The sequence below is a fragment of the Roseateles sp. genome, from assembly GCF_965262435.1.
In the GTDB taxonomy this organism is placed as follows: Bacteria; Pseudomonadota; Gammaproteobacteria; order Burkholderiales; family Burkholderiaceae_C; genus Paucibacter_A.
Genome location: NZ_OZ253537.1, coordinates 373,089 through 399,718, shown reverse-complemented (window position 1 = coordinate 399,718; position 26,630 = coordinate 373,089). Strand labels below are relative to the sequence as shown.

Annotated in this window: 19 protein-coding genes; 9 read left to right on the top strand and 10 right to left on the bottom strand. The window is 67.5% G+C overall.

Annotated features, from left to right (window positions below; all coding sequences use genetic code 11):
* Positions 1-328: 328 nt before the first annotated feature.
* Both urtB and urtA read right to left on the bottom strand, forming a co-directional pair.
* Positions 329-1,957 (bottom strand): urea ABC transporter permease subunit UrtB, encoded by a 1,629-nt coding sequence (urtB, locus tag ACQY39_RS01720; protein ID WP_428503177.1) that lies wholly within the window; start codon positions 1,955-1,957, stop codon positions 329-331.
* Positions 1,958-2,032: 75 nt separating this feature from the next.
* The gene (gene urtA, locus ACQY39_RS01715) at positions 2,033-3,325 is read right to left on the bottom strand and encodes an urea ABC transporter substrate-binding protein (protein ID WP_428503176.1); all 1,293 of its coding nucleotides are present in this window, start codon (positions 3,323-3,325) and stop codon (positions 2,033-2,035) included.
* Between the two features lie 238 nt (positions 3,326-3,563).
* Here urtA and ACQY39_RS01710 point away from each other — a divergent pair, with 238 nt between their 5' ends.
* Genes ACQY39_RS01710 through ACQY39_RS01700 form a run of 3 tightly spaced genes read left to right on the top strand, consistent with a single transcriptional unit; the run spans position 3,564 to position 5,791 of the window.
* Entirely contained in the window at positions 3,564-4,043 is a 480-nt protein-coding gene (locus ACQY39_RS01710) for an SRPBCC family protein (RefSeq protein WP_428503175.1), read from the top strand.
* Between the two features lie 13 nt (positions 4,044-4,056).
* Positions 4,057-4,338, top strand: coding sequence for a hypothetical protein (locus ACQY39_RS01705; protein ID WP_428503174.1), 282 nt, complete (start codon positions 4,057-4,059; stop codon positions 4,336-4,338).
* A gap of 52 nt (positions 4,339-4,390) precedes the next feature.
* A complete protein-coding gene (locus tag ACQY39_RS01700) occupies positions 4,391-5,791 on the top strand; it encodes a diguanylate cyclase domain-containing protein (protein WP_428503173.1) in 1,401 nt (466 codons plus the stop codon).
* Between the two features lie 35 nt (positions 5,792-5,826).
* On the opposite strand, the gene ACQY39_RS01695 is transcribed toward ACQY39_RS01700, so the two are convergent.
* On the bottom strand, positions 5,827-5,976 hold the full coding sequence (locus tag ACQY39_RS01695; protein ID WP_428503172.1) for a DUF3149 domain-containing protein: 150 nt from the start codon (positions 5,974-5,976) through the stop codon (positions 5,827-5,829).
* A 390-nt stretch (positions 5,977-6,366) separates the two neighbouring features.
* Here ACQY39_RS01695 and ACQY39_RS01690 point away from each other — a divergent pair, with 390 nt between their 5' ends.
* Entirely contained in the window at positions 6,367-7,938 is a 1,572-nt protein-coding gene (locus ACQY39_RS01690; protein WP_428503171.1) for a methyl-accepting chemotaxis protein, read from the top strand.
* Positions 7,939-8,194: 256 nt separating this feature from the next.
* Positions 8,195-8,977, top strand: coding sequence for an alpha/beta hydrolase (locus tag ACQY39_RS01685; protein WP_428503170.1), 783 nt, complete (start codon positions 8,195-8,197; stop codon positions 8,975-8,977).
* 652 nt (positions 8,978-9,629) lie between these two features.
* Here the strand turns inward: ACQY39_RS01685 and gtfA are convergent.
* The 5 genes from gtfA to ACQY39_RS01660 all read right to left on the bottom strand — a co-directional run bounded on the left by gtfA (position 9,630) and on the right by ACQY39_RS01660 (position 17,106).
* Positions 9,630-11,123, bottom strand: coding sequence for a sucrose phosphorylase (gene gtfA, locus ACQY39_RS01680; RefSeq protein WP_428503169.1), 1,494 nt, complete (start codon positions 11,121-11,123; stop codon positions 9,630-9,632).
* Positions 11,120-12,442: an MFS transporter gene (locus ACQY39_RS01675; protein WP_428503168.1), complete on the bottom strand. Its 1,323-nt coding sequence runs from the start codon at positions 12,440-12,442 to the stop codon at positions 11,120-11,122. Before ACQY39_RS01675 ends, gtfA begins: the two co-directional genes overlap by 4 nt.
* A 5-nt stretch (positions 12,443-12,447) precedes the next feature.
* Positions 12,448-13,464 (bottom strand): PfkB family carbohydrate kinase, encoded by a 1,017-nt coding sequence (locus tag ACQY39_RS01670; protein WP_428503167.1) that lies wholly within the window; start codon positions 13,462-13,464, stop codon positions 12,448-12,450.
* A gap of 13 nt (positions 13,465-13,477) precedes the next feature.
* Positions 13,478-15,763: a TonB-dependent receptor gene (locus ACQY39_RS01665; RefSeq protein WP_428503166.1), complete on the bottom strand. Its 2,286-nt coding sequence runs from the start codon at positions 15,761-15,763 to the stop codon at positions 13,478-13,480.
* A gap of 221 nt (positions 15,764-15,984) precedes the next feature.
* A complete protein-coding gene (locus tag ACQY39_RS01660; protein WP_428503165.1) occupies positions 15,985-17,106 on the bottom strand; it encodes a LacI family DNA-binding transcriptional regulator in 1,122 nt (373 codons plus the stop codon).
* A gap of 320 nt (positions 17,107-17,426) precedes the next feature.
* Between ACQY39_RS01660 and ACQY39_RS01655 the strand changes: the two genes are divergently transcribed.
* The 3 genes from ACQY39_RS01655 to ACQY39_RS01645 all read left to right on the top strand — a co-directional run bounded on the left by ACQY39_RS01655 (position 17,427) and on the right by ACQY39_RS01645 (position 21,740).
* On the top strand, positions 17,427-18,527 hold the full coding sequence (locus ACQY39_RS01655) for a glycosyltransferase (protein ID WP_428503164.1): 1,101 nt from the start codon (positions 17,427-17,429) through the stop codon (positions 18,525-18,527).
* Positions 18,520-19,461, top strand: coding sequence for a glucosamine inositolphosphorylceramide transferase family protein (locus tag ACQY39_RS01650; protein WP_428503163.1), 942 nt, complete (start codon positions 18,520-18,522; stop codon positions 19,459-19,461). Before ACQY39_RS01655 ends, ACQY39_RS01650 begins: the two co-directional genes overlap by 8 nt.
* Before the next feature lie 113 nt (positions 19,462-19,574).
* Positions 19,575-21,740, top strand: coding sequence for a putative bifunctional diguanylate cyclase/phosphodiesterase (locus ACQY39_RS01645; RefSeq protein ID WP_428503162.1), 2,166 nt, complete (start codon positions 19,575-19,577; stop codon positions 21,738-21,740).
* A gap of 22 nt (positions 21,741-21,762) precedes the next feature.
* Here the strand turns inward: ACQY39_RS01645 and ACQY39_RS01640 are convergent, their stop codons facing one another.
* Positions 21,763-22,752: a response regulator gene (locus ACQY39_RS01640; protein WP_428503161.1), complete on the bottom strand. Its 990-nt coding sequence runs from the start codon at positions 22,750-22,752 to the stop codon at positions 21,763-21,765.
* Positions 22,746-26,228 (bottom strand): hybrid sensor histidine kinase/response regulator, encoded by a 3,483-nt coding sequence (locus tag ACQY39_RS01635; protein ID WP_428503160.1) that lies wholly within the window; start codon positions 26,226-26,228, stop codon positions 22,746-22,748. Before ACQY39_RS01635 ends, ACQY39_RS01640 begins: the two co-directional genes overlap by 7 nt.
* A gap of 98 nt (positions 26,229-26,326) precedes the next feature.
* Between ACQY39_RS01635 and ACQY39_RS01630 the strand changes: the two genes are divergently transcribed.
* Positions 26,327-26,629, top strand: coding sequence for an urease subunit gamma (locus tag ACQY39_RS01630; protein WP_428510698.1), 303 nt, complete (start codon positions 26,327-26,329; stop codon positions 26,627-26,629).
* Position 26,630 lies beyond the last annotated feature (1 nt).

The window sequence follows — 26,630 nt, the reverse complement described above, 5'->3', positions numbered from 1 at the left end:
TGGCGGCTCGCTTGAGTGGGGTCTTGTTCGGTTCGGGTGGTCAGGGTGGCTAGGCGCTCTGTTGCGCTCATGTCCTCCGGCCCGGGCTGCGCCCGCGCCTCCCCCTTGACTTCGCTCCACAGAGCACCCAGCCACCCTTCCTTTCGGGCAGCCCACCACCCATGCACCGCGAACGCCCATCGTTGGCAGGAAGCGGGCTTCGGCTGAGTGTCGAAGCGAAAGAGACTGGCATCAGGAGGAGGGCGGGGCGCAGCCCCGCCCGGGGGACATGAGCGGAGGCACTCGGCCGGAGTTCGCTTCCTTCACACAGGCTGGAAGACCTCAACATTCAGGCCTCCACCACTCGCCCCTTCATCGCGAAGATGCCCTGCGGCCGCTTCTGGATGAAGACGATGATGAACACCAGCACGGCGATCTTGGCGAGCACCGCGCCGACCATGCCTTCCAGCAGCTTGTTGCCCAGGCCCAGGCCGAGGGCGGCGTAGACCGTGCCGGCCAGTTGGCCGACGCCGCCCAGCACCACCACCATGAAGGCGTCGACGATGTAGCTCTGGCCCAGATCGGGGCCGACATTGCCGATCTGGCTCAGGGCGCAGCCGGCCAGGCCGGCGATGCCCGAGCCCAGGGCGAAGGCGTAGGTGTCGGTGCGGGCGGTGTTGACGCCCATGCAGGAGGCCATGGCGCGGTTTTGCGTCACGCCGCGCACGAACAGGCCCAGGCGGGTGCGCCGCAGCAGCAGGCTCATGCCGGCCAACACCGCCAGGGCGAAGCCCATGATCAGCAGCCGATTCCAGGGCAGGGACAGCGAGGGCAGCAGCTGCAGGCCGCCGCTCATCCAGGCCGGGTTCTCGACGCTGACGTTCTGCGCGCCGAACAGGCTGCGCACCGCCTGCATCAGCACCAGGCTGATGCCCCAGGTGGCCAGCAGGGTTTCCAGCGGCCGGCCGTAAAGCCAGCGCAGCACCAGGCGCTCCATCAGCGCGCCGACGGCCGCCGCGGCCAGAAAGGCGGCCGGCAGGGCGGCCAGCAAGTAATAGTCAAACGCAGCGGCAGGCAGCCACTGGCGGAAGGCCAGTTGCACCAGATAGGTGGCGTAGGCGCCCATCATCATCAGCTCGCCATGGGCCATATTGATCACGCCCATCAGCCCGTAGGTGATGGCCAGGCCCAAGGCCACCAGCAGCAGGATGCTGCCCAGGCTCAGGCCGGTGAACAGCTCGCCCAGACGCTCGCCCCAGGCCAGGCTGGATTCCAGCTTGCGCAGCGAGGCGGCCAGGGCGCTTTTGACATTGGGGTCGGTCTCCTCGGCCAGGCGCTGGTTGATCAGCAGCTGGGTGGCGGGCCGGTTCGAGCGGCCCAGCTCGCGCGCAGCTTGCAGACGCAAGCTCGGGTCGCTGCTGCCGGCCAAGGCGGCGGCGCGCGCCAGGCTCAGTTCGGCCCGCACGTCTTCATGGCTCTCGCGGGCCAGCGCGCGGTCCAGCAAGGGCAGCTGCTGCTCGCTGGCATTCTGCTGCAGGGCCTGAGCGGCGGCCAGGCGTTCGGCAGGCTTGGCGCCGAACAGTTGCAGCGCGGCCAGGGCTTGATCCAACTCGCCGCGCAGCCGGTTGTTGATCATCACCTCGGCCAGGTCTTGCGGGACCGGGCTGAGCGGCGCGCCGCTCAGGGCGTCTTCGGCGCTGCCGTCGGCGTGCAGGATCAGCAGGCGGGTGCCGCTGGTCTTCAGTTGCTCGGCGGCCAGGGCCTGGATGAAGGCCTGCAAGCGTGGGTCGGGTGCTTGCGCGGCTTCGAGCAAGGCGGCATGCAGCGCGGCGATGCGGGCCTCGCTGTCTTCGTCGCTGGCCATGGCGCGCGCATGCGCCAGCGTCAGTGCCTGCGCGGGCGGCGTCGGTAGCAGCATCAGCAAGCTCAGCAGCAGCGCGCTCAGCAGGGAGGCCGCGCGGTGCACGAGTGTGGCCATGAGGGCTCCGCGGTTCAAAAAGGAAGGCTGCCGACCACGGGCCTCGCGGCCCGTTTGATCAGCTCAATAGAAAAGTTACTTCTTCACCGGCTCATCGGGCTTCTTGTCGTTGCCTTCGATGTAGGGGCTCCAGGGCTTGGCCTTGACCGGGGCCGGGGTCTTCCAGACCACGCCGAACTGGCCGTCCGCCTTGATCTCGCCGATGAATACCGACTTGTGCAGGTGGTGGTTCTTCTCGTCCATCTTGGAGGTGATGCCCGAGGGCGCGGTGAAGGTCTGGCCGGCCATGGCGGCGATGACCTTGTCCACGTCCGTGCTCTTGGCCTTTTCGACCGCCTGCTTCCACATATGGATGCCGATGTAGGTGGCCTCCATCGGGTCATTGGTCAGGGGCTTGTCCATATGGCCGGGCAGCTTCTTGGCCTTGGCGTAGGCGCTCCATTTCTGGATGAAGGCGGTGTTGTCCGGGTTCTTGATGGACATGAAGTAGTTCCAGGCGGCCAGGTGGCCGACCAGGGGCTTCGTGTCCACGCCGCGCAGCTCTTCCTCGCCGACCGAGAAGGCCACCACGGGCACATCCTTGGCCTTCAGGCCGGCATTGCCCAGCTCCTTGTAGAAGGGCACGTTGGAGTCGCCGTTGATGGTGGAGACCACGGCGGTTTTGCCGCCGGCCGAGAATTTCTTGATGTCGGCGACGATGGTCTGGTAGTCCCTGTGGCCAAAAGGCGTGTACTTCTCGTCGATGTCCGTGTCCTTCACGCCCTTGCTCTTGAGGTAGGCGCGCAGGATCTTGTTGGTGGTGCGCGGGTAGACGTAGTCGGTGCCCAAGAGCACCCAACGCTTGGCGCCGCCGCCGTCCTTGCTCATCAGATAGTCCACCGCCGGGATGGCCTGCTGGTTGGGCGCGGCGCCGGTGTAGAACACGTTCTTGCTCAGTTCTTCACCCTCGTACTGCACCGGGTAGAAGAGCAGGCCGTTGAGCTCCTCGACCACCGGCAGCACCGATTTGCGCGAGACCGAGGTCCAGCAGCCGAAGATCACGGCGACCTTGTCTTGCGTGAGCAGCTGTTTGGTCTTCTCGGCGAACAGCGGCCAGTTGGAGGCCGGGTCCACGACCACGGGTTCCAGCTTCTTGCCGAGCACGCCGCCCTTGGCATTGATCTCGTCGATGGCCATCAGCACCGTGTCCTTGAGCACGGTTTCCGAGATGGCCATGGTGCCGGACAGGCTGTGCAGAACGCCGACCTTGATGGTGTCGGCCGCTTGGGCCGAGAGGCCGGTGACGCTGAGGCCGGCGAGCGCGCTGGCGGCGGCCAGGGCTTTCAGCGAGAAGACGCGGCGGCTGGGGGTCTTGGAAGGGACGGGCATGGCGGGCTCCTGAGGGTTCCGGGGTGGTGGGAGGGTGCGGTCAGACGAAGCCAATGTAGGCAGCAGCCTCGTGCTGGCATATACGGCGGATGGCGTACATGGCGCCCACCGCGGGACCGCCCAGAGCCCGCCCTGTCGCAGGAAAGCCGCCGCCGGTTTGCCGCGGGCAGCGCGGGTGGTCACAATCGCCTGCAGCCTTCCCACCCCACCCACACACTTGGCCGAACGGAACCCTGCCATGAGCTCTATGCCCCATCTCGACCTGGTCTTGCAGCGCGTCATCCCGACCCCGGTCGCCCAGGTCTGGCGCTGCTGGACCGAACCGGCGCTGTTGATGCAGTGGTTCTGCCCCAAGCCCTGGCAGACCGTCGAGTGCGAGATCGATCTGCGCCCGGGCGGCATCTTTCGCACCGTCATGCAGTCGCCCACCGGCGATCAGCACCCGAATGAAGGCTGCTATCTGGAGCTGGTGCCGAACGAGCGCCTGGTCTGGACCGGCGCGCTCAAGGCCGGCTTCCGCCCGGCCGACGCGGCCGCCCATCCCTTCGTCTTCACCGCCGTCATCAGCTTGGCCCCGCATGCCGATGGGGGCACGCTCTACACCGCCACGGTCATGCACAGCGACGAGTCTGGCCGCCAGACCCACGAGGCCATGGGCTTCCAGCAGGGCTGGGGCGCGGCGCTGGACCAGCTGGTGGCCGTAGCCGCTGGCCTTTGAGGGGTCTCACGCCATGGCCTCCGATCCCAAACCCCGCCCGCCCGAACGCCTGAGCCTGACGAGTTCGCAGACCCTGAACGTCGATCAGGACCTGACCGTGACCGTCGGCCGCAACGTGCGCATCGAGGCGGCCGACTCCCTGGAGCTGGTGGTTGGCAAAGCCCGGCTGCTGCTGAAAAAGGACGGCAGCATCGTGATCCAGGGTGGCCACATCCAGATCGAGGCCAGTGGCACGGTCGAGGTCAAGGGTGGCACGGATGTGAAGATCCGCGGAGCCAAAATCACGCAGAACTGAGCCCAGGCGCCGCTCGCTTAATATGGCGCGGACTTGTCGCTCGGAGCCCGTCATGTCCTACCCCTTGCCCGCCCAGGAAGCCGAACGACTGAAGGCCTTGCAGGCGCTGGAACTGCTGGACAGCGGCCGGGAGGCTGCCTTTGACGACCTCGTCCAACTGGCGGCCGAATGGTGCGGCGTGCCGGTGGCGGCGATCAGCGTGATCGATGCCGACCGGCAATGGTTCAAGGCCTGTTGCGGCCTCGACCTCAACGAGTCACCACGTGAGCAGTCCTTCTGCACCCATGCCATCGTCCAGCCGCATGAGATGCTGCAGGTGCGCGATACCCGGCTGGACCCGCGCTTTGCCGACAACCCGCTGGTGACAGGCGCCCCCCACGTTCGCTTCTACGCCGGCGCGCCACTGTTGACATCCGAGGGTCATGCCCTGGGTGCGCTGTGCGTGATCGACACCCAGCCGCGTGAACTCAGCGACTCGCAAACCCATGCGCTGGCGGTGCTGGCGCGCCAGGTGGGGCTCTTGATCGAGCTGCGCAGCAAGCGCGCCCGGCTGGAGCAGCAGGAGCGCACGCTGCGCATCAGCGAGGCTCGCCTGCGCGGCGTGACCGACAACGTGCCGGCCGTGATTGCCTATGTCGACGAACAGCAGCGCGTGCAGTTCTGCAATCGCAAGGTGATGGAGTGGACCGGGCGGCCCGAAGATGAGGTGTTGGGGCAGACCTTGAGCGGGGTGCTCGGCGAGGCCGAGTACGCCCGCCACCGAGAACATATCGAAGCGGCCCTGCAGGGGGAACGCCGCGATTTCGGGCTCTGGTCCCTGGACCCCGAAGACCGGCGCTTTTTGCAGTTCAGCCATGTGCCTGATTGCCTCGATGGCAGCGGCCCGGTGCAGGGATTTTTCGTCTTGGCCAGTGACCTGACGGCAATGAAGCTGCTGGAGCTACAGCTCGCCGCCGAGGCCCGCTTCGACACCTTGACCGGCCTGCCCAACCGGCGCCACTTCCATGAGCAGCTGGAGCAAGGCCTCTTGCGGGCGCAGCGCCACGGCAGCGAGCTGGCCCTGGGCTTTCTGGACCTGGACGGCTTCAAGCAGATCAACGACCGCCATGGACACGCCATCGGCGACGCGGTGTTGCAGGAGTTCGGCCGGCGTTTGCGCCAGAGCCTTCGCCAGACCGATTTCGTGGCCCGACTGGCCGGTGACGAATTCACCGTGCTGCTGGAAGACGTGCAGCGGGCGCATGAGCTGGACGCCCTGGCGCAGAAGGTGCTGGCCGCCATCCGCCAGCCTTTTGTGCTGGCCGGCGGGCTGCAGCTGGCGGTGCGCACCAGCCTGGGCCTGGCCCTGGCCATCTCCGGCGAAGGCGCGGCGGCGCTGATGGCGCGGGCCGATTCGGCCATGTACCGCGTCAAGTCCGAGGGACGAGATGGTTATGTCATCGTTCAGGCCTGAAGCGTCGGGCCTGCGCCAAGCTCCGCCGACGGCTTTCAGTTCGGCTTTTGTGCGGCGGCGCTGTCGCTGGCGATATGGCGCAGGAAGTAGCGCACATAGAAGGCCCCCATGCCCAGGGTGATGGCGAGCACGGCCGCACTCATCAGGCCGACATCGGAAGTGAACAGATCCTTGAAAACGCTCATCGCTGGCTCCTTGTAGGCCGGTGGTGTGGCTGGCCCATGGCTGGATTGGGCGCTTTCCGAGCTGACTCGACCTTGAGCTGGCGCAAAGCCCGCGCACACAGACGGGGCGTAGGGAGCATCGAGCATGGCCGCCTTCAGCGCGCCCCTCAGATCAGCGCGCGGCGCAGCGAGGCGATGGCCCGGGCCCTGGAATCGCTGGGCCTGGGGTCTGTGGATGCCGCGCGACCATGCGGGTGGTGGGCGTGAGCAGCGCTTGGCGAGCGAATCGCGCACTTTTGCCGGGTTTGCACAGTGGCGTGGATCGCTTGTGCGAAATTTTCACCATCTTGTGAGCGCCGTCTTAAAGTGCAGATGCGGTCGCGAGTGTCTTTGCGACGAGTGAGGTACTTCATGAACCGATTGAGCAGCATCAAGTCGCGTCTGGTTCTTCTGGCCTTTGTGCTCATGGCTTTGCTGGCCGTGGTGGGGGGCTGGTGCCTGCGCAGCATGGGGGGCATGAACGACAGCATGGACACGGTTTACAAGGACCGTGTCGTGCCGCTCAAGCAGCTCAAGCAGGTGTCGGATGCCTACGCCGTCAACATCGTCGACACCACCCACAAGGTTCGCGCCAAGCAGTTGGAGGCTGCAGCGGGCCTGAAGCTGGTGGACGAAGCGCAGCAGCTGGTGCGTCTGCAATGGGCGGCCTACACCTCCACCCGCATCGAAGGCGAGGAAGCCCGGCTGCTGGCGCTGGCCTTGCCGCTGCGGGCCCAGGCCGAGGCTGCCACGCTCAAGCTCCGGGGCTTGCTGCAGACGGGCGACGCCGAGGCCCTGGAGCAGTTCGCCACCCGCGAGCTCTACCCGGCCATCGACCCCTTCACCAATGCCGTCTCGGCCCTGGTCGACGAGCAGCTGAAGGTGGCCGAGCAGGAGTACGCGGCCAGTCAGGCGCGCTACCAGCAAGCGATCTGGGTGGTGCTCGGCGTCTTTGTCCTGGCCCTGGCGGCCGGCGTGGTGCTGGCCTGGCGCATCATCGCGTCCATCATGCAGCCGCTGCGCCAGGCCTTGCATGTGGCGGCCCAGATCAGCAATCGGGACCTGAGCGCGACGGTCGAGATCAGCAGCCAGGACGAGATGGGCCAGCTGCTGCAAGCCATGCAGCGCATGCAGGGCCAGCTCTCGCAAACGGTGGAGCAGATCCGCGAAAGCGCGGAGGCGGTGTCCGTCGCGTCGGGTGAAATCTCGCTGGGCAGCAATGACCTCAGCATGCGGACCGAGCAGCAGGCGGCCGCGCTGGAGCAGACCGCGGCCTCCATGGATCAGATGGCCGCCGCGGTGACCACCAATGCCGAGACCACCCACAAGGCCAATGAGATGGCGCATCTGGCCTCGCGCACGGCCGAGCTCAGTGGTGCGGCCGTGCACCGCGTGGTCAGCACCATGGACCAGATCAACGGCAGCTCCAAGAAGATCTCGGACATCATCGGCGTGATCGATGGCATCGCCTTTCAGACCAATATCCTGGCGCTCAATGCCGCCGTGGAAGCGGCCCGTGCCGGCGAGCAGGGGCGCGGCTTTGCGGTGGTGGCCGGCGAGGTGCGCATCCTGGCCCAGCGCAGCGCGCAAGCAGCGCGCGAGATCAAGGGCTTGATCGGTGACAGTGTCAGCAAGGTCGAGAGCGGTTCCGAGGTTGCAGCCGAAGCGGGCCGCACCATGGAGGCTTTGGTCGGCCAGGTGCGCCAGGTCACGACCTTGCTGGGCGAGATCAGCACGGCCACGCGCGAGCAGAGCGCGGGCATCAGCCAGGTCAACACCGCGGTCACCCAGCTGGACCACAACACCCAGCAGAACGCCGCCTTGGTGGAAGAGTCGGCTGCGGCATCGGAGAGCCTCAAGGCGCAAGCGCGGCAACTGGCTGACATCGTCAGTTCTTTCCGACTCAGTTCTTCGGACCAGCGCTTGCAAGGTTTGAAGCCCTAAAGGGAGTCAGTCAGGCAGTTGTGGAGGAGTGGAAAGGAAGTTGGCACGGAAGCTGCAATAGCTCTCTCAACTTCAGTTGTCTCCTCCACCGCCCCTGGGTGGATTTCAGCCTCAGGCCTTGTGCCTGGGGCTTTTTTTTGCCCATGGACAGGGCGAGCGCCCCATTTCGGGGCAAGGCGGGCGCGGCAACGCACCAGCACAGTGAGCGGTGGCCGTTCTAAGATCCGCGCACCTCGATCCGTGCGCTGCCATGCCCATGACTCTCTTTCGCTTCTTGATGCTGCAGCTGCTACTGCTCTGCTTCTCAGCGTTGAGCGTGGCCGCGCCCGCCCAGGGCCAACTGCTGCAGGTGCCCACACGGGATGGCAGCAACGTGAACGTGTTCTGGGCCGAGCGTGAGCAGGCGCGAGCCACGGTGTTGCTGTTTCCGGGCGGCGGTGGCGGCTTTGGCCGACTGGTCGATGGCCGGCCGCAGGGCGGCAACTTCCTCGTGCGCAGCTCGGCTGCGTTTCAAGCCGCCGGCTACCAGGTGGCCATCTTTGGCCGCCGCGCCGACGGCGCCGAGCTCGGCTACGAAGACCGCACATCGCCTGCGCACCTGGCTGATATCGCCGATGTCGTGGCCGCGCTGAAGGCGCGCAGCGACCGGCCCTTGTGGTTGGTCGGCACCAGCCGAGGCACGATCTCGGCGGCCTCCGGCGCCATCGCCCTCGGCGACCAGATCGCTGGCCTGGTGCTCAGCTCCAGCATCGTCGCCATGAAGAAGCCCGGCGCCCTGCCGAGCCTGGATCTGGCGGCGATACGCAAGCCCGTGCTGCTTTTGCACCATGAGAAAGATGCCTGCTGGGTGTGCAAGCCGCAAGAAGTGCCGGCCTTGCTGCAGCGCTTCAGCGGCGCTCAGGTCAAGCGCTTGATCTGGGCCGACGGCGGCGGACCCGCCAGCGGCGAGCCCTGCGAGCCGCAGCATTGGCATGGCTTCGTCGGCATGGAATCTGAAGCAGTGGGGCTGATCACCGACTGGTTGGCGGAGCCGCGCTGAGTCGCTTGGCAAGGGCGGTTTCCGCTACATCTCCGAGTTTCGATGGCAGGGTTTCCCGCGCTGCGGTGGCTCGGCCCGCCGCCGTGCTCATGGTGCCCGGGTCGGCTCTGCGAGCCGACTCCCCTCGCTGCTCACTGCGCGGCTCAGCGGCGCCAAACTCCCTCCGCTCGCTGCGCTCACTGTGGTCAAGCAGTGGCGCCGAGTCAGCGCTTGAAGCGGGCGCTGAAGCGCCCGCCTGACCCGCTCCGCTGCGCCCTCGGCCGCGCACAAATCGCCCGTCGTCGGGCCGAGCCACCTCCGAATGTGGCGCGTTCCACCGTCGAGGGGCAGATCGCACGCGATGCAAGCGCCCTGCAGTTCGGGTCGCCGCTGGGCGATTTGTGAAGGGCTGAGCAGCGCAGCGGCTCGGGGCGCGCGCGTACCCGCGCGCTTCAAGCTCTGACTTGGCGCGTCTGTCTGAACGGAACGAACGCAGTGAGTGCAGTGACGATATGGGCTCAGGCGCCAGCCCCGAGGCGCGAGCAGCGCAAGGCAGTCGGCCCGGTAGGGCCGACCCCGGAACCATGAGCCCGGCGGCGGCCCGGACTGCAGGGCCTCACGAGGGAGAACAAGTGCCTTGCTGTGTGCCGACCCGAGCCGTCTTCGCCGCGCTTCAGTGGAACTGCAGGCGCTGCAGTTGCCCGGCCGCATCGGTATGGCTCAGTTCATGGGCCAGGGTAGCAAAGTTCACATGCAGGATGGCCTCCTGGGCACCGGCTTGCCAGCGCAGGGTCAGGTCTTGCGGGCTGCTGGCCTGGCTGCTGAACTCGCCGGCAAAAGCGGGGTGGCTGTTGCGCAGGCGGATCAGCTGGATCAGCTGCTGCACCACGGGGCGCTGCAGCTCGGAGGCAATCTCGGCTTCGTCGTAATAGTGCCGGTTGATGTCGCGGCCGACGCCGCTGCGGGCCAGCAGCTCCATATCGTTGTGGCCGGCCAGCAGGCCGACGTAGTAGACCTGGGGCACGCCCGGCAGGAAGAACTGCAACGCCCGCGCCAGCAGGTAGCGCACATCGTCGCGGCCCAGGGCGTCGTAGAAGGTGCAGTTGACCTGGTAGAGATCGAGGTTGGAGGCCGCAGCGCCCGTGGCTTGGCGGCTCTCGCCGCCGCTGTTGCTGTGGATGCGCTCGACCAGGGCGTCCAGCTCGGCCGGCGGCACCAGGCCCGGCTGACCTTCGCGGTCGCTGGCGTCGGCACCGATGTCGATGATGCCGATGCCGTCGTGGGTGTCCAGCACCGTCAGCGCATTGCAGGGGCGCTGCGCGATCCACTGCTGCAGCGGGCCGGATTGGGCGAAGAAGAAGGCATGCAGCACCAGCGGCGGCAAGGCGAAGTCGTAAACCCAGTCCACGCGCGCGGCGATCTCGATCTGGCGCTGGTAGTAAGCATGGATCTCGACCAGCACTTCGATGCCCAGGCTGCGCGCCTGTGCCGCGAACTCATCGATGAAAGCAAAAGTCTCCGGCATCATGAAGCAGCTGGCGCCGGCCTTCTTGATGGCGTAGCCCACGGCATCCAGGCGCACCATGCGGATGCCTTTGTCGGCAAAGGTCTGCAGGATGCTCAGCAAGTAAGCGCGGCCCTGCGGGTGGTGCACGGCGATGTCGATCTGGGCGGCGGTGAAGGTGGTCCAGAGCAGCTTCTTCTGGCCGTTCTTCAGTGTGGCCATCTGCACCGGCAGGCCGGGGCGCGGCCGGTAGACCGCCAGCAGATCAGCTTCCGTGGCGCCGTGTGGAAAGACCGCATCGAGGGTCAGAAACAGGCCGGCATAGGGTGAGACGTCGCCGCGCGCCGAGTAGTCCAGGAACTGAGGCGAGCTGCTCGACATGTGGTTCACGATCACATCCCCCATGACGTCGAGGCTGTCCGTCAGGTCTTTGATGTCGTCCCAACTCCCTAAGCGCGGGTCGACCTGGGTGTGGTCGATCGGGTCGAATCCGGCATCGGCGCCGTCGATGGCATGGAAGAAAGGCAGCAGGTGCACGCCGCCGAAGACCTCACCGAGGGCGCCACCGGCACCGAGCAGGCGGCGCAGGCGCTGCAGGTCCTGCCCGTCGAGGCGGCCACCGAGGCGGTCGACGTAGGTGATCAGTTGGACTTGGTTCTTCATGATTTCAATTCGGACTGGGAAAGCTGGGGCGTGGTCTGCACGCGCAGCATCGCGATCGCGGCGCAGACCAGCAGGGCGCCGGCCAGGCGGATCACATGGTCGGGGCGGCCGCCCAACAGGCTGTGATAAATCAGCGGCAGCGTCACCATCTGGATCAGCATGGGGATGACGATGAACATATTGAAAATGCCCATGTACACCCCGGCGCGCTCGGGCGGGATGCTCCCGGCCAGCAGCACATAGGGGTTGCCCATGATGCTGGCCCAGGCCAGACCCACGCCCAGCATGGGCAGCAGGAGCAACCAGCGGTTCTGGATTTCGGGGATGGCCCACATGCCGGCGCCGGCCAGCACCAGGCACAGCGCATGCACGCGCTTGGGTCCAAAGCGCCGTGTGAAGGGCACCATCGCGAAGGCCGCGAGGAAGGCGACGAAGTTGTAGAAGCCGCCGATCTGGCCGTTCACCAAGCCGGCCTCGCGAAAGCCGGCGGAATGCGGGTCACTGCTTTGGAACAGCGTAAGCGCCAGGGACGGCACGATGTAGATCCAGTAGCACATCATGGCGTACCACTGGAACAGCTTCATCCACCAGAGCTGGCGCATGGTGCGCGGCATTTCGCGCAGCGCGCTCCAGATTTCTCGCAGCGCGGCGCCCAGGCCACGCGGTTGCCGGCGCATCTGCGCCAGCTCTTCGCTGCTCAGTGGCAACTCGGGCACACGCCGCACCGACCACCAGACCGTGCTGATGGAAAACACCGCACCGATGAGAAAGGCCGTTATCGTGATGTGGGGTATGTTGTTGCTGGCGAGCCCGTCCTTGTCCATACCCAGCAGCACCAGCAAGGTGGGCGCGAGATAGGCCAGGGTCTGGGCCAGGCCGGTGAAGGCGCTTTGGGTCAGGAACCCCAGGGAATGCTGGTTGGGATTGAGCCGGTCCGAGACGTAGGCGCGGTAGGGCTCCATGGTCACGTTGTTGGCGGCATCCAGGATCCAGAGCAGGCCGGCGGCAAACCAGAGCGTCGGGCTGAAGGGCATGGCCAGCAGGCCCAGGCTGCAGAGCAGGGCGCCGATCAGGAAGTAGGGCGTGCGCCGGCCCCAGCGGCTGACCGTGCGATCGCTGAAGGCTCCCACCAGGGGTTGCACCAGCAGGCCGGTCATGGGCCCGGCCAGCCAGAGCAAGGGCAGGCTGGCTTCGTCCGCGCCCAGATACTGGTAGATCGGGCTCATATTGCTCTGCTGCAGACCGAAGCTGAACTGGATGCCGAAGAATCCGATGTTCATGTTGACGATCTGCCAGAAGCTGAGTCTGGGTTTGTTCATATGACTCATGAAGCGCTTTCCGTCAGCGTCTGTTGCTGCAGGGCCTGCCGCCATGGCAGGAAGAAGGCGTCGTCCTCGGGCATGGGGCCGCGCTCGCCGCACAGGGCCGCGGCATAGCCATTGGCCATTTGCAGGCTGGCCGGCAGCGCATGGCCGCGCATCTGGCTGGCCAGCAGCATGGCGCTGAAGGCATCGCCCGCGCCCACGGTGTCGACCAGTTGGGCGATGGCAAGACCTGACCCTTGCGCCAGCAGCGCACCGTCAGCGGCGAAGGCCGCATAGCCGGCGCTGCCGCGGGTGAGGATCAGGCGCTGCAGGCCGAAGCGCTGCATCAGTGCCGCCAGAGCGGGGCTCAGCGCATGAGGATCGCCCAGCGGGTTCAGCGGCGCATCACCGGCCTGGCCGAACCAGCGGAAGAGCAAGCCGAGCTCTTCGTCGTTGACCTTGAGCCAGTCGGCCTGTGCCAGCGAGGCGGCGGCCAGCTCGGGCGTGTCGGTGCCGGCGCGCAGGTTCAGGTCCAGGTAACGCGTGCAGCCCAAGCCTCGGGCGCGCTCGGCCAGGGCCTGGATGCTGGCGCCCGAGACCGCGCCACGCTGGGCCAAGGTGCCGAAGTAGAAGAAGCGCGGCCGCAAGGCCTCGAGCGCGGCCAAGGCCGGCTCGGCGGCGATGAAGTCCCAGGCGGCTGGCGTGTGGATGTGAAAGCTGTGGCCGGCCGGGCTGCCGTCGGCAGCGAACTGCTCGCTGACGGTGACATGGCCCGTCGCATGCGTGGGGTCGATCTGCACCGCCTTGGTCGCCAGGCCGAAACGTTGCAGGCTGGCGCGGATCAGGGCGCCACCGGCATCGCCGTGGCCGATGCGGCTGACCAGGCACACCGGGGCTGAGCCACCGCCCTCGTCGGCCAGCAAGGCCCCCAGCGAGCGCGCCACATTGAAGGGCGCGCCGCCGGCGATCTGGCGCTCGTGGAACTCGTCCACCAGCGCCTCGCCCACCAGCAGGACGGCAGAGCTAGGCTGTTGCATGGGGCCGCCGCGATCAGAAGTTGTACTTCAGCGTGGCGCGCAGGCTGCGGCCGTTGAAGGCGCGTGCGGCATGGCCGTCGCCCTCGATTTCGGTGTAAGCCAGGGTGTTGAACAGATTGTTGGCCGAGAGCGAGAGCTGGGCCTTGTCACCCAGGGGCACATTCACGAAGGCATTGACCAGGGTGTAGCCCTTCATGGTGATGGTGTTGGCATCGTCACCGTAGGACTTGCCCGAGCCGACCAGGGCGGCGCCCACTTCGATCTCGCCCAGCATCACACTGGGTGCCAGCTGGTAGACGAAGTTGGCCTGACGGCGCGGCTTCTTGCCGACGATGCTGGCGTCGTTCGAGGCCTTGATCTTGGCGCTGGTGAAGGTGGCGCCGCCGCTCAGGCTGAAGTCGCCCCAGCTGTAGGCCGCTTCCAGTTCCAGGCCGCTGGCCTTGTACTTGTTGGCGCTGAACTTCTGGGTGGTGAGCTCGAAATTGCTTTCGGTCGTGCGCGCGTTGAACACGGTGGCGAACAGGCTCAGGCCGGCCTGGCGCCATTTCAGGCCGCCTTCGACCTGGTCGATCTCGTTGATGCTGATGGGCACCGAGCCGTCCAGCGGGTTGCCGTAGAGCAGGCGGTCGGCGCTGAAGGACACACCGTTGCTGACGCGGGCGAAGCCGGCCAGATTGGGCGTCACGCTGTAGTTGGCGCCGAGCGAATAGGAGGTGTGGCCGACCTTGTAGTTGACCGTCTTCTGGCTGGCCGCATCCCAGGTCTTGGCCGTGTTGTTGCCGGACAAGGTGTAGCCGCTGGCCTTTTGCTCATCGCGGCGCAGGCTGCCGTCGAGAATCAGGCTGCCCAGCTCGACCGAGGCAGCGGCGTAGGGAGAAGTCTGGGTGTACTGCACGTCAAAGGTTCGCGTGCAGCAGCCGCCCCAGGTGGTCCAGCCTTCGGCGATCGGGCCGGTGCCCGGCTGACCGGCGGCGTTCAGCACCTGCGAACCAACGCCTTGCATGCTCAGCTTGTACTGGTTCCAGAACCAGGTCTGGGCCACGTTTTGCACGCCGTAGAACAGGCCGGCGACCAGGGTGGTCTTGACGCCGTCGCTCTGCATCACCTTGCTCAGCTTCAGGTCGTTGAAGGTGTTGTCAAAGTTGTCGAGCGAGGTGTTGAACAAGGTGCCGGTGAAGGACTTGTCGGCGCCGTTGTTGCCGTTGTCTGCTGGGAAGAGTGCGATGAAACGGCCCGAGTTGCTGGCCTTGCGGAACTTCTCTTCCACGCTGAAGCCGTTGCCCAGATCCAGGCCGGCCTCGAAGCCCAGGGCCAAGCTCTTGATGCGCAGGCCGTCACGGGTGTTGCTGGTGCTGGTGCCACCGTCCTTGTTGTAGCCGCTGTCCCGGGCCAGGCTGGGGGTGATGAAGAAGGCGGTGCGCGGGTCGATGCCGGAGATGGTGCGGATCTGACCCTTGTCCACCGTGACGGGCACCGGCATGAAGGAGGGCGTGCGGTCGTTCAGGGCCTTGACGCTGACGCTCACATAGCCCGCGGCTATCTTCTGCGTCAGCTTGGCGCGGATCTGGCCGCCGTTCTCGACATTCATGCCGGTCGGCCGGCCGCCTTCGCCGATGCGCTGGAAGCCACCGATGTGGAAGCTGGTGCCGTTGCCGATGCTGCCGCCGTAGTCGGCATCGAGGCGCATCAGGCGGTCGTCCAGGCCCACGCTCAGGCCGATGGCACCGGCGGGCTTGCCGGCGCCGGTCTTGCTGATGAAGTTGACGAGGCCGCCGGGCGAGTTGGAAGCCAGGGTGGAAGCGGAGCCGCCGCGCACCACCTCCAGACGGGCCGTGCTGTAGTCGGCGCGCAGGAATTGGTCGGCGGTGCCGAAAGAGACATCACCGAAGAGCAGCACCGGCAGGCCGTCTTCCTGCATCTGCACATAGCGCGAGCCGCCGGCCGACAGCGGCACGCCGCGCACGGTGACGTTGGCATTGCCTTCGCCGCCGGTCGATTCCGAGCGCAGGCCCGGCACGCTGCGCAGCAGCTCGGCCGCGCTGCTGGCGCCGGCCTTGGCGATCTGCTCGCTGTCGATGGAGCTGACCGACAGGCTTTGCTTCATCTTGGTCGTGCGCACCGAGCTGCCGGTCACCACCACCTGGTTCAGTTTCAGTTTGTCTTGCTTGCTGTCCAGGGCCGCTTCGGCCTCGCCAGCGGGCGCAGCAGCCTGTTGGGCCAGGGCGGGCAGTTGCAGCAGGGCCAGGGTGATGGCAGCCAAAGCTGGGCGGCGGGCAAAGGAAGGCTGGTGGTGTCGCATGGTGTCTGTCTCCTTGGAGGGGCGGGGCACGCTCAGGGAAGGCGGCGTGCCCCGCGGAACATCGAGACCGCTGGTGGGCTTGCTGCCTTTTGGGGCATCGTGCACCACCGCCGTCTTCTTGGGCACCATTCTGGAACTTATTGCAATCGATTGCAAACAAGGGGAAACGCGTATCTGCCTTGTTGCAACAAGGTTTTTGAAAAAACTCTTGCAATCGAACGTCAGGCGGCGCTGCGCCGGACGATCAGGTTCACGCCCAGGGTGCGTGAAGCGCTGCGCTCACCGCGCAGCTGGGCCATCAGCGCGGCCACCAGTTCGGCGCCCGCCTCTGACACTGGCTGATGCACCGTGCTCAGCGGTGGGTCGCAGTAGGCGGCCAGGGGCATGTCGTCATAACCGACCACGGCCACGTCATCGGGCACCTGCCGGCCACGCGCCCGCAAGGTGTGGATGGCCTGCAGTGCCAGCAAGTCGCTGCAGGCGACCACGGCATCGAAGTCCGGCGCCTCGGGCAGCCAGCGCTCCAGTGCCAGGCGCGCGCCCGCCGGCTCGAAGGGCAGGGCCAGTTCCAGCGCTGGATCGGCGCGCAGGCCGGCTTCCTTCAAGGCGTGTTGATAGCCCTCGCGGCGCAGCCAGACTTCGGGCAGCTGGGCGTCGCCGAGAAAGGCAATGCGTCGCCGCCCCAGGCCGAGCAGATGGCGGGTCGCTTGCAGGCCGCCATCGGCGTTGTCGCCGCCCACGGTGCAGTAAAGCTGTTGGGGCAGGGCGCCGCCCCAGACCACCAGGGGCAGTTGGCGCGCGGCCAGGGCATTGAGCTGGTCGTGGTGGCGCCACTGGCCCACCATGATGACGCCGATGGCCTTGCCCGAGTCGTAGAACTGCGCGGCCAGGTCCAGGTGCTCGGCGTCGACGCGCGAGAGCAGCATGTCGTAGCCCTGGTCCGTCAGTGCATCGGCAATGCTGCCCACCAGGGCCAGGAAGAAGGGGTCAGAGATGTGCTGGCGCGAAGCCGCTTCAAAAGGCACGACCACCGCCACGGTGCGGTTCTTTTGCAGGCGCAGGTTTTGCGCGCCGAGGTTGATCGAGTAATTGAGCGAGCGGGCCAATTCGGCCACCCGCTGTCGCGTCTCGGCATTGACCAGCGTGCTGCCACTCAGCGCGCGCGACACCGTCGATACCGAGACCCCGGCTAGGCGGGCGATGTCGGCCATCTGCAGGCGGCGCTGTTCGGCGGGTCCCGCGGCTGCGGCGGGGCGTGCCACCGAGGGGGCGGCAGACGATGGAGCAGAAGCCCGGGCCGGCGGCGCTGCCGGAGGGGCCGAGGGCGGGGGGCGCTTGGACATGGGCCAGGATTGTGCCGTAGCCCCTGCGGGCCGAGCTGCATGCGGGCGAAAGGCGGCGCGGCCGGTCGTGGAGAAAGCCCCGCGCTGCGGCTCCACAAAAAGCAAAGCCGAGGGCGCGAGAGCTTTCGATGTGTGCGCTCGGTGAACCAGCTCGCGGCGAGCGTCTCAAACACCGCGCCTCGGCAGTCTGCCCGCTGCAACTTCGGCCCCACCCCCAGCAAACACGGGGTCTGTAAGGTGGAATTGAAATGTTAAGCATTGTTAAGATTTGCTGCTGTTTCATTTCGATACACCCATCGCCCGCCTCCGAGACCCTCACCATGTCGCTCGCCACGCCCGCCACCAGCCCCGCGCTCACCATCGTTCATGTGGTGTTTTCCTCGCGCATTGCCGGCGGTGAACGCCATTGCATCGACCTCGCTCAAGCCCAGGCCGCGCTGGGCCACCGGGTCCATGTGATCGGCAGCCGCGGCTCGGCCGTGGCCGGCGAGCTGGGGCCTGGCATCGAGTTCCACGGCCTGGCGCTGCCGCTCTTGCGCGCCTGCCGGGTGCGCCGCCTGGCCCTTCGCCTGGGCGCCGACATCAGCCACGGTCACCTGGGCCCGGCCTGCAAGGCGGTGGCCAAGGTGCGCAGTGCGGCCCGCGTGGCCACCTTGCATGTGGGCTACAAAGCCCATCACCACGCCCGCCAGGACGGCCTGATCTGCGTCAACCGCAGCCAGGCACAAGAGCTGCCGGCCTTCGACGGCGCAGTCAGCGTGATCCACAACTGGGCGCCCGAGCGCGCGCCGGCGCCCCTGTCGCTGTGCTTGCGCCGCGAGCTGGGTCTGCGCCCCGATCAGCTCCTGGTCGGCTCGGTCGGTCGCTTGCATCCCAGCAAGGGCATGGATCTGCTGATCCAGGCCTTCCAGGCCGAGGCGCCTGCCGATGCGGCCCTGGTCATTCTGGGCGAGGGCAAGGAGCGCAAGGCCTTGCAGCGCCTTTGCGGCGGCGACCCTCGCATCCACTTGCTGGGCTACCGAGCTCAGGTTGATGCGGCCTTGCAGTCTCTGGACTTGTTTGTTTCCGCCTCGCGCGAGGAAGCGTTTCCGCTAGCCATCCTCGAAGCCATGCGGGCCGGTCTGCCCATCTTGTCCACCGCCACCCAGGGGCCGACGGAAATGCTGGCCGGCCAGCCGGCCACCTTGGTGCCGGTGGGTGATGTGGCGGCCCTGGGCCGCGCCCTGCGCGAGCGCTTGGCTGCCTTGCGCCCGCAGCCCGGCCAGTCGGTCGACCGCCAGCGTGTGGACTACTGCCTCAGCGCCTATGAGCGCCCGCAGGCCGTGGCCCGCGTGATCGCCTTCTACGGCGATGTGCTGAGCCGCCGCGCCAAGGCTCCGGGCGCCCAGCCGCAGCTGCAGGATAGCACGGCCCATGTTTAAGCGGCCGCGCACCGACTTCTGGCAGGTCGGCATCGTGCCGGCGCCGATTGAGGCGATCGACGCTGCTCGCCTGCAAGTCTTGGCCCCCTCGATTGTCTGGCTGCCCTCGGCCGGGCCCTGGCGCTACCTGGCCGATCCTTTCGGCCTGCGCCGCGGCGATGCTCTGCATGTCTTTGTCGAAGCCTTCGACTACCGGACCAAGCACGCGGTGATCGAGCGCCACGAGTTGTCCGCCGTTGATTTGCAATGGCGCGGCCAACGCATGGTGCTGGCACGGCCCTTTCATTTGTCCTACCCCCAGGTCTTCGAGCATGAAGGCGCCACCTTCATGGTGCCCGAGAGCGCCCAGGCCGGCGAAGTGGCGCTCTACCGCGGCGACGACAGCCTGAACCACTGGCAGCGCGAAGGCGCCCTGCTCAGCGATCTGCCGGTGGCCGACGCTTCGCTGATCGAGCACCAGGGCCGCTGGTGGATGTTCTTCTCACTGGTGGGCAAAGGTGCGCGCGACCAGCGCGAGCTGCATCTGGCCCATGCGCCGGCGCTGACTGGGCCCTGGACACTCCATGCGGGCAACCCCATCCGTGTCGACCGCAGCGGTGCCCGGCCGGCCGGCCGGCCCTTCCATGCCGCCGATGGCGCGGTGATGTTGCCGGTGCAGGACAGCTCGCTGACCTACGGCGGCGCGACCCGCATGCTGCGCTTCGAGCAGCTCAGCCTGGCGCGTGTGCAATGCGCGCCCACTGGGCTGCTGTTGCAAGGTGGTATGGCACGAGCCGATCATCCGGCCGGCTTGCACACGCTGTCGGCTTGTCAAGACCTGACCCTGATCGATGTCAAGCGCACTGATCGCGCTCGCGCCAAGCAATGGTTGGATCTGAAGCGGCGCGCCCGCCGCTTGCTCGGCCGTCCGCGGCCGCTTCCCCAGACGGTGTGAGCGCCCGTGCCCACTGAAGCCCCAAGTGCGGCGCGGGGACAACACCGTGATGCTCGGCCCGTCAGCGCGGGGCGTACCATGATCCAGGATCCACCCGGAGCGAGCAGGCTGACGTGCAATCCTTGACCCGACTCGCGTCGCTTGACGCCCAAGCCCTCTGCGCATCGCTGGACCAGGCCTTCCTGGGCCTGGTGTGGGTGGACGGCATGGGCCGCATCTGCCATGCCAACCGATTCTTTCTCGATCAGGCGGTGGCCGCGGCCAACCTTTCCGATTGCTTTCCCGACATCAGTTCGACCCGCTGGCAAGCCCTGCTGGCGCAAAGCCGCAGCCCGAAGCGCCACAGTTTTCATGCCCAGCTGCGTCTGGCCGCCGGCGGTCTGACCAGCTTCGAGCTGCAGTTCCAGGCCCATGACAGCGACGAGGCGCCGGCCCTGACCCTCTTGGCCCTGCGTCCCATGGACGAGCGCAGCGAGCGCGAGAGCGTGGCCCAGTTGCAGAACCAGGTGCTGGAAGCCGTGGCCATGGGTCGCCCCCTGCCCGTGGTGATGGACCTCTTGTGCCGGCGCGTCGAGGCGCTGGCGCCCGATGTGATCTGCTCGGTGCTGGCCATCGACGAGCAGGGCCGCCTTCACCCCTTGGCCGCACCCAGCTTGCCCTTCAGCTACAGCAACGCGCTCGAGGGCCTGGCCATCGGGCCGGCAACCGGCTCCTGTGGCACGGCCGCCTGGCGCAAGCAGGCGGTGCAGGTGCGTGACATTGCCACGGATCCACTGTGGGCCGAATACAAAGAGCTGGCGCTGGCGGCCGGCCTGGGCGCCTGCTGGTCCACGCCCATCTTGCTCGACGGCAGCCGTGTCGCGGCCACCTTCGCGCTCTACTACCGCGAGGCGCGCGAAGTGGCGCCGTTTCACCGGCGCATGGTCGAGGCCTGTGCCCAGCTCTGCAGCGTGGCGCTCAAGCACGACGAGCACTTGCGCCAGATCGAACGCCTGGCCTATTTCGACGGCGTCACCGGCCTGCCCAATCGCAGCCTCTTCCACGACCGCATGGGCCAGGCCCTGCCGGTGGCCATGCTCAGCGGCAGCCCGGCCGCCTTGTTGCTGCTGGACCTGGACCGTTTCAAGACCGTCAACGACAGCTTTGGCCATGCCATCGGTGACGAAGTCTTGCGCCAGGTGGCCATCCGTCTGCAAGCCTGCCTGCGCGAGGCCGACACCCTGGCCCGTTTTGGCGGCGACGAGTTTGTGGCCTGGCTGCCCGGCTGCAGCGGCACGCAGGCCATGCAAGTCGCCGACAAGCTGCTGGCGGCCCTGGAGCCAGCGCTGCTCCTGCCCAATCAGGCGCCGCTCTTGATGAGCGCCAGCATCGGCATCAGCTGCTTCCCCGAGGATGGGCAAGACCCGGAACAGCTGCTCAAGGACGCCGACATTGCCATGTACGAGGCCAAGCGGGCCGGTCGCAACTGCGCACGCTTCTTCCTGCCAGCCATGAACCAGGCCCTGGACGAGCGCGTGGCGCTGGAAGGCGCGCTGCGCCTGGCCATGTCCACCCAGGCCTTGCGCCTGCACTACCAGCCCAAGCTGCGTCTGCGCGACGGCGCGGTGGTCGGTGCCGAGGCTTTGTTGCGTTGGACCGACCCGCAGCGCGGCCCGGTGCCGCCCGATCGTTTCATTCCGGTTGCCGAGGAGTGCGGGCTGGTCAATGCGCTGGACGCCTGGGTCTTGGAAGCCGCCTGCGAGCAGCTCGCAGCTTGGCGCGAGCAGGGGGTGAGCATCCGGGCGGTGTCGGTCAATGTCTCGCCCACCCGTTTCCAGCAGGACGATGTGGCCGCGCATGTGGCCTCGCTGCTTGGACGCCACGGCCTGCGGCCCGAGCAGCTGACGCTGGAGGTGACCGAGCGCCTTTTGCTGGACCACGATCCGCGCACCGCGGGTCAGTTGGCCAAGCTTTTCGCCATGGGCGTGCGGCTCTCGCTCGATGATTTCGGCACCGGCTACTCCAGCCTCGGCTATCTGAAGCGCCTGCCGGTCAGCGAGCTCAAGCTGGATCGCAGCTTTGTGCGCGATCTGGAAACCGATGCCGACGACCGCGCTCTGGCCAGCGCCGTGCTGGGCATCGGCCGGGCCCTGGGCCTGGCCGTGGTGGCCGAGGGTGTGGAGACCGAGGGCCAGCGCCAGATCCTGATTGAACTCGGATGCGAGGAGGCTCAGGGTTACTGCTTCGGCCGCCCCATGCCGCCGGACGAGCTGCTGGACTGGCTCGCCGCGCGACGCTGATCTAGCCGGCCTGAGGGCGGGCTCACAACTCCCACTGCGGGTGCAGCTGGCGCAGGCGGTTCAAGGCCATGGCCGCCGCCGACGTGCGGGTTTCGACGCCCAGCTTGGCGAAGACGCGCTCCAGATGCTTCTTCACCGTGGCCGGGCTGGCGCCGAGGATGTCGCCGATGTCGCGGTTGATCTTGCCCTTGACCACCCAGTAGAGCACCTCGGCCTCGCGCGCGGTCAGGCGGAAGTTCAGGCCCATGGCTTCGATCAGGGCGGCGTCGCTGTGCTCGCGCATGACCAGCAGGCATTCATCGCCTTCGTCCAAGTTCTCCAGGCCCGAGGGGTGCAGGGCAAAGCTGAGGCGGCAGGCGCCTTGCTCATGCTGAAAGCGCGGTGGTTCGCGCATCGGTTCCTGTGCCTGGATCGACTGCCGGGCCAGCCAAGCGCGCACCGGCGCGGGCAGCAGGCCGCCGGGCTCGGCCGGGAAGTGGCGCTGCAGCAGCTCGCGCGCCAGCGGTGTCTGCCACATCAGACGGCCGTCGCTGAGGCGCACGGTGACGCTGGCGTAGCCAAAGGCATCGAGTGCTCGCCGCGTCTGCACGGCGCCCTGCGCTTGCGCGGCCGCGCGCAGATGGACCTGCATGCGCGCCAGCACCTCCTTGGGCTTGATGGGCTTGGTCACATAGTCGGCGCCGCCAGCTTCGAGCGCGGCCACCAGATGCTCGGTCTCGGTCAGGCCGGTCATGAAGATCAGGGGGATGCCGGCCGTGGCTGGGGTGGCTTTGAGTTGGCGCGCCAGCTCAAAGCCATCCATGCCCGGCATCACCGCGTCCAGCAGCACGATGTCGGGCTGGGCCTGGCGTGCGCGGGCCAGGGCCGCCTCGCCGCTGGTGGCAACAAAGACGGTGTAGCCCGATTCATCGAGCGCGTCGTGCAAGAGGGCCAGGTTGTCCGGCACATCGTCCACGATCAGCACGCGCTCGCTGCGCGGCCCGTCAGTGCCGCTGAATGTCGGCGTCAGCATGGCGCATCCTCCAGGTTCTGCAGCATGGCTTCGAACTGGAACTGCCGCGCCTGCTCGCGCAGCTGCTCCACACGAGGCTGGCAGTCGGGTTGGCTGGCCCGCATGCGGTCCAGGGCGGCCAGCACGCCGCGGTAGTGGCCCAGCTCCAGGGCCTCGCGCAGGGCGGGCAGGTGTTCAGCGGGCAGGGGCGTGTGCTTCAGCGGCAATGCTGCCGGCGCTTCCGTGGGTCGATCCAGCCACTGCAAGCCCAAAGCATGGCCCAGCCAGTCCAGCAGCTCGGCATGGCGCACCGGCTTGGTGATGAAGTCGGCGGCGCTGATGCCGCCCTCATGCTCCTGGCCTTTTTCGAAGGCATTGGCCGAGACGATGGCCACGCGTGGCGGCTGGGGCAGGCTCAGGGCGCGCAGGCGGCGCAGGGTCTCCCAGCCGTCGATGCCGGGCATGGCCAGGTCCAGCAGGACGGCGTCAGGCCGCAGGCCGCCGCTGACGATCAGGTCCAGCGCATCATGGCCGCTGCTGGCGCTGCGCAGCTCAAAGCCCAGCGGCGCCAGCAGCTCGATCAGCAGCTGGCGGTCGGCCTCCTCGTTGTCGACCAGCAGCAGCAGGCGGCGCGGCCCCGCATAGCCTAAACGCGGGCGCGGCGCGCGCGCCGGCGGCAGGGCGCTGTCCGGCAAGGCTGGCAGGAACAGGCGCACGCTGAACACCGAGCCCTGTCCCGGCGTGCTGCGCGCGTTCAGCTCGCCGCCCATCAGCCGCGCCAGCATCTGCGCCATGGTCAGGCCCAGGCCGGCGCCGACGGTGGCGCCGGTGCCGCGGCTGCTGCCGCGGGTGAAGGGCTCGAAGATGCGCGCCAGCTCGGCCGCGTCCAGGCCGGGGCCGCTGTCCTCCACTTCGATCAGGGCCAGCTCGCGGGCATGGCGCACGCGCAGGGTGACCTGACCCCGCGGCGTGAACTTGATGGCATTGCCGATCAGATTGATCAGGATCTGGCGCAGCCGCCGTTCGTCGCCGCGCACGCAGGCCGGCAGCTCGCCCTGCACCTCGAAGCGGAATTGCAAGCCCTGGGCGGCAGCCTGGGGCTCAAACATCTCGGCCAGCTCGTGCATACAGTCTTCGAAACGCAGGGGCGCCAGCTCCAGGCTCAGGCGGCCGGCTTCGATGCGGGCCAGGTCCAGGGTGCCGTCGATCAGGCTCAGCAGGTGCTCGCCGCTGCGCTTGATCACCTGCACGGCCTGGCGCCGGCGCGGCGGCAGCTCGTGCGTGTCCTCGGCCATCAGCTGGGCATAGCCGAGGATGCTGTTGAGGGGCGTGCGCAGCTCGTGGCTGATGGCGCTGACGTAGCGGCTCTTGGCCTGGTTGGCGGCCTCGGCCGCGGCTTGCGCGCGCTCGGCCAGCACGCGGGCGGCTTGCAAGGCCTCGTCGGTGCGGCGGTGCGAGGCGATCTCGCGCATCAAGGCCTCGGTCTGGCGGTTGGATTCTTCTTGCGCCACCTCGCGGCTCTGGTGGGCCAGCACCAGCCACCAGGCGGCAATGCCCAGGCCCAGGCTCAGCAGCACATAGGCCTTGAGGAAGCCAGCGCGCAGGCTGGCCGGCGTTTCGCCGGACCCCAGGCTTTGCAGCTCCTGGTGGTAGAGCAGGCCGAACAGTGCCGCCAGCAGGGGCAGCAGCACGCCCATCAGCAGCAGAAAATGGCCCAGGCCCTTGTCCAGCACCGGCCACAGCGGCCGCGGCAGCAGGCGGCGCAGCGCGCCCGACCATTGCGCCGAGAGCCGGGCCTGGGGCTTGCAGAGATCGCCGCAGCGCGCGTCCAGGCTGCAGCAGAGCGAGCAGATGGCGCCCTGGTAGGCGGGGCATTGGGCCATGTCGGGGCCTTCGTACTCGCGCTCGCAGATCACGCAGCGGCGCGCACGCAGGGGGCGGCCTTCGTCTGGGTCTTCGCCGAATGGTGCACGGGCCAGGTAGTAGCGCCCGCGCGTGGCCCAGGCGATCAAGGGCGAGGCGAGCAAGGCCGTCACCAGGGCGATCAGGGCCGAGAAAGCCTGGGCATCAGGCCCGAAAAGGCCCAGGTGGGCGCTGACGGACAGTGCCGAGGCCAGGGCCATGGCGCCCACGCCGACCGGGTTGACGTCGTAAAGGTGGGCGCGCTTGAACTCGATGCGCGGCGGCGACAGGCCCAGGGGCTTGTTGATCACCAGATCGGCCACCACGGCCATGATCCAGGCGATGGCCACATTGCCGTACAGGCCCAGCACAGCGCTCAAGGCCTCGAAGACATTCATCTCCATCAGCAAGAAGGCGATCAAGGTGTTGAACACCACCCAGACCACCCGACCCGGGTGGCTGTGCGTCAGGCGCGAGAAGAAATTGCTCCAGGCCAGCGAGCCGGCATAGGCATTGGTGACATTGATCTTGAGCTGCGACACGATCACGAACAGCGCCGTGGCCGCCACCGCCCAGCCGTAGTGCGGGAACACATATTCGTAGGCGGCCAGGTACATCTGGTTGGGGTCCACCGCGCGCTCGGCCGGCACGGCGTGGCTCAGCGCCAGCCAGGCCAGCAAGGCGCCGCCCAGCATCTTGAGCACGCCCAGCAGCACCCAGCCCGGCCCGCCGACCAGCACCGCCGCCCACCAGCGCCGCCGCTGCGCCGGCGCGGCATCGGCCGGCAGGGCGGGCATGAAGCGCAGGTAGTCGGCCTGCTCGCCCATTTGCGTAATCAGGGCAATGCCCACGGTCAGCGCTGCACCAAAGTGGCGCAACTCGAAGCCGGCCGTGCCCGAGAGTGCTCCAGCATGGTGCAGTGCACCGGCAAAGGCCTGCGGCTCTTGCCACAGCACGGCCGCGAAAGGCAGCAGCAACAGGACCAGCCAGAGCGGTTGCGTGATCAGCTGCAGGCGGCTGATGACCGACACACCGTGGGTGACCAGGGGAATCACCACCAGGGCGCAGATCAGATAGCCCCAGCGCGGCGGGATGTCCAGCGCCAGGTCCAGGGCGTAGGCCATGACGGCCGCTTCCAGCGCAAAGAAGATGAAGGTGAAGCTGGCGTAAATCAGCGAGGTCAGGGTCGAGCCCAGGTAGCCGAAGCCGGCGCCGCGGGTCAGCAGGTCCATGTCCACTCCGTAGCGGGCGGCGTAGATGCTGATGGGCAGGCCGGCCAGAAAGATGATCAGGCCGGTGGCGACGATGGCCCAGGCCGCATTGGCCCAGCCGTACTGCAGCAGCAAGGTGGCGCCCACGGCCTCCAGGATCAGGAAGGAGGCCGCGCCGAAGGCCGTGTTGGCGACCCGGAAGCCCGACCAGCGGCGAAAGCGCTGCGGCGTGAAGCGCAGGGCGTAGTCCTCCAGCGTTTCGCGCGCCACCCAGGCGTTGTAGTCGCGCCGGATCTTGATGACGCGCTGCGGCGCCGGTCCGGCTTCGGGCGGATGAAGGGGCGGATGCAGGGGCAGCGGCACATCGTGGGGCAGGGCGCTCATGGGCGAACTGCGAGCAGGTTTCGTGCCGCCTGCGCGCTGCGGTCTCCAAGTCGGCACGGGACTTGCAAATGGCCCTTGCACCACCCGAGCAGGACACCATGGAACTGACGCCCAGAGAGAAAGACAAGTTGCTGATCTTTACGGCCGCCCTGCTGGCCGAACGCCGGCGCGCCCGCGGGCTCAAGCTCAACTACCCCGAGGCCGTGGCCTTCATCAGCGCCGCCGTGATGGAAGGCGCCCGTGACGGCAAGACCGTCGCCCAGCTGATGAGCGAGGGCCGCGAGCTGCTCAGCCGCGCCGATGTGATGGACGGCGTGGCCGAGATGATTCCCGACATCCAGGTGGAAGCGACCTTCCCGGATGGCAGCAAATTGGTCACGGTCCACCAACCGATTGTTTGAA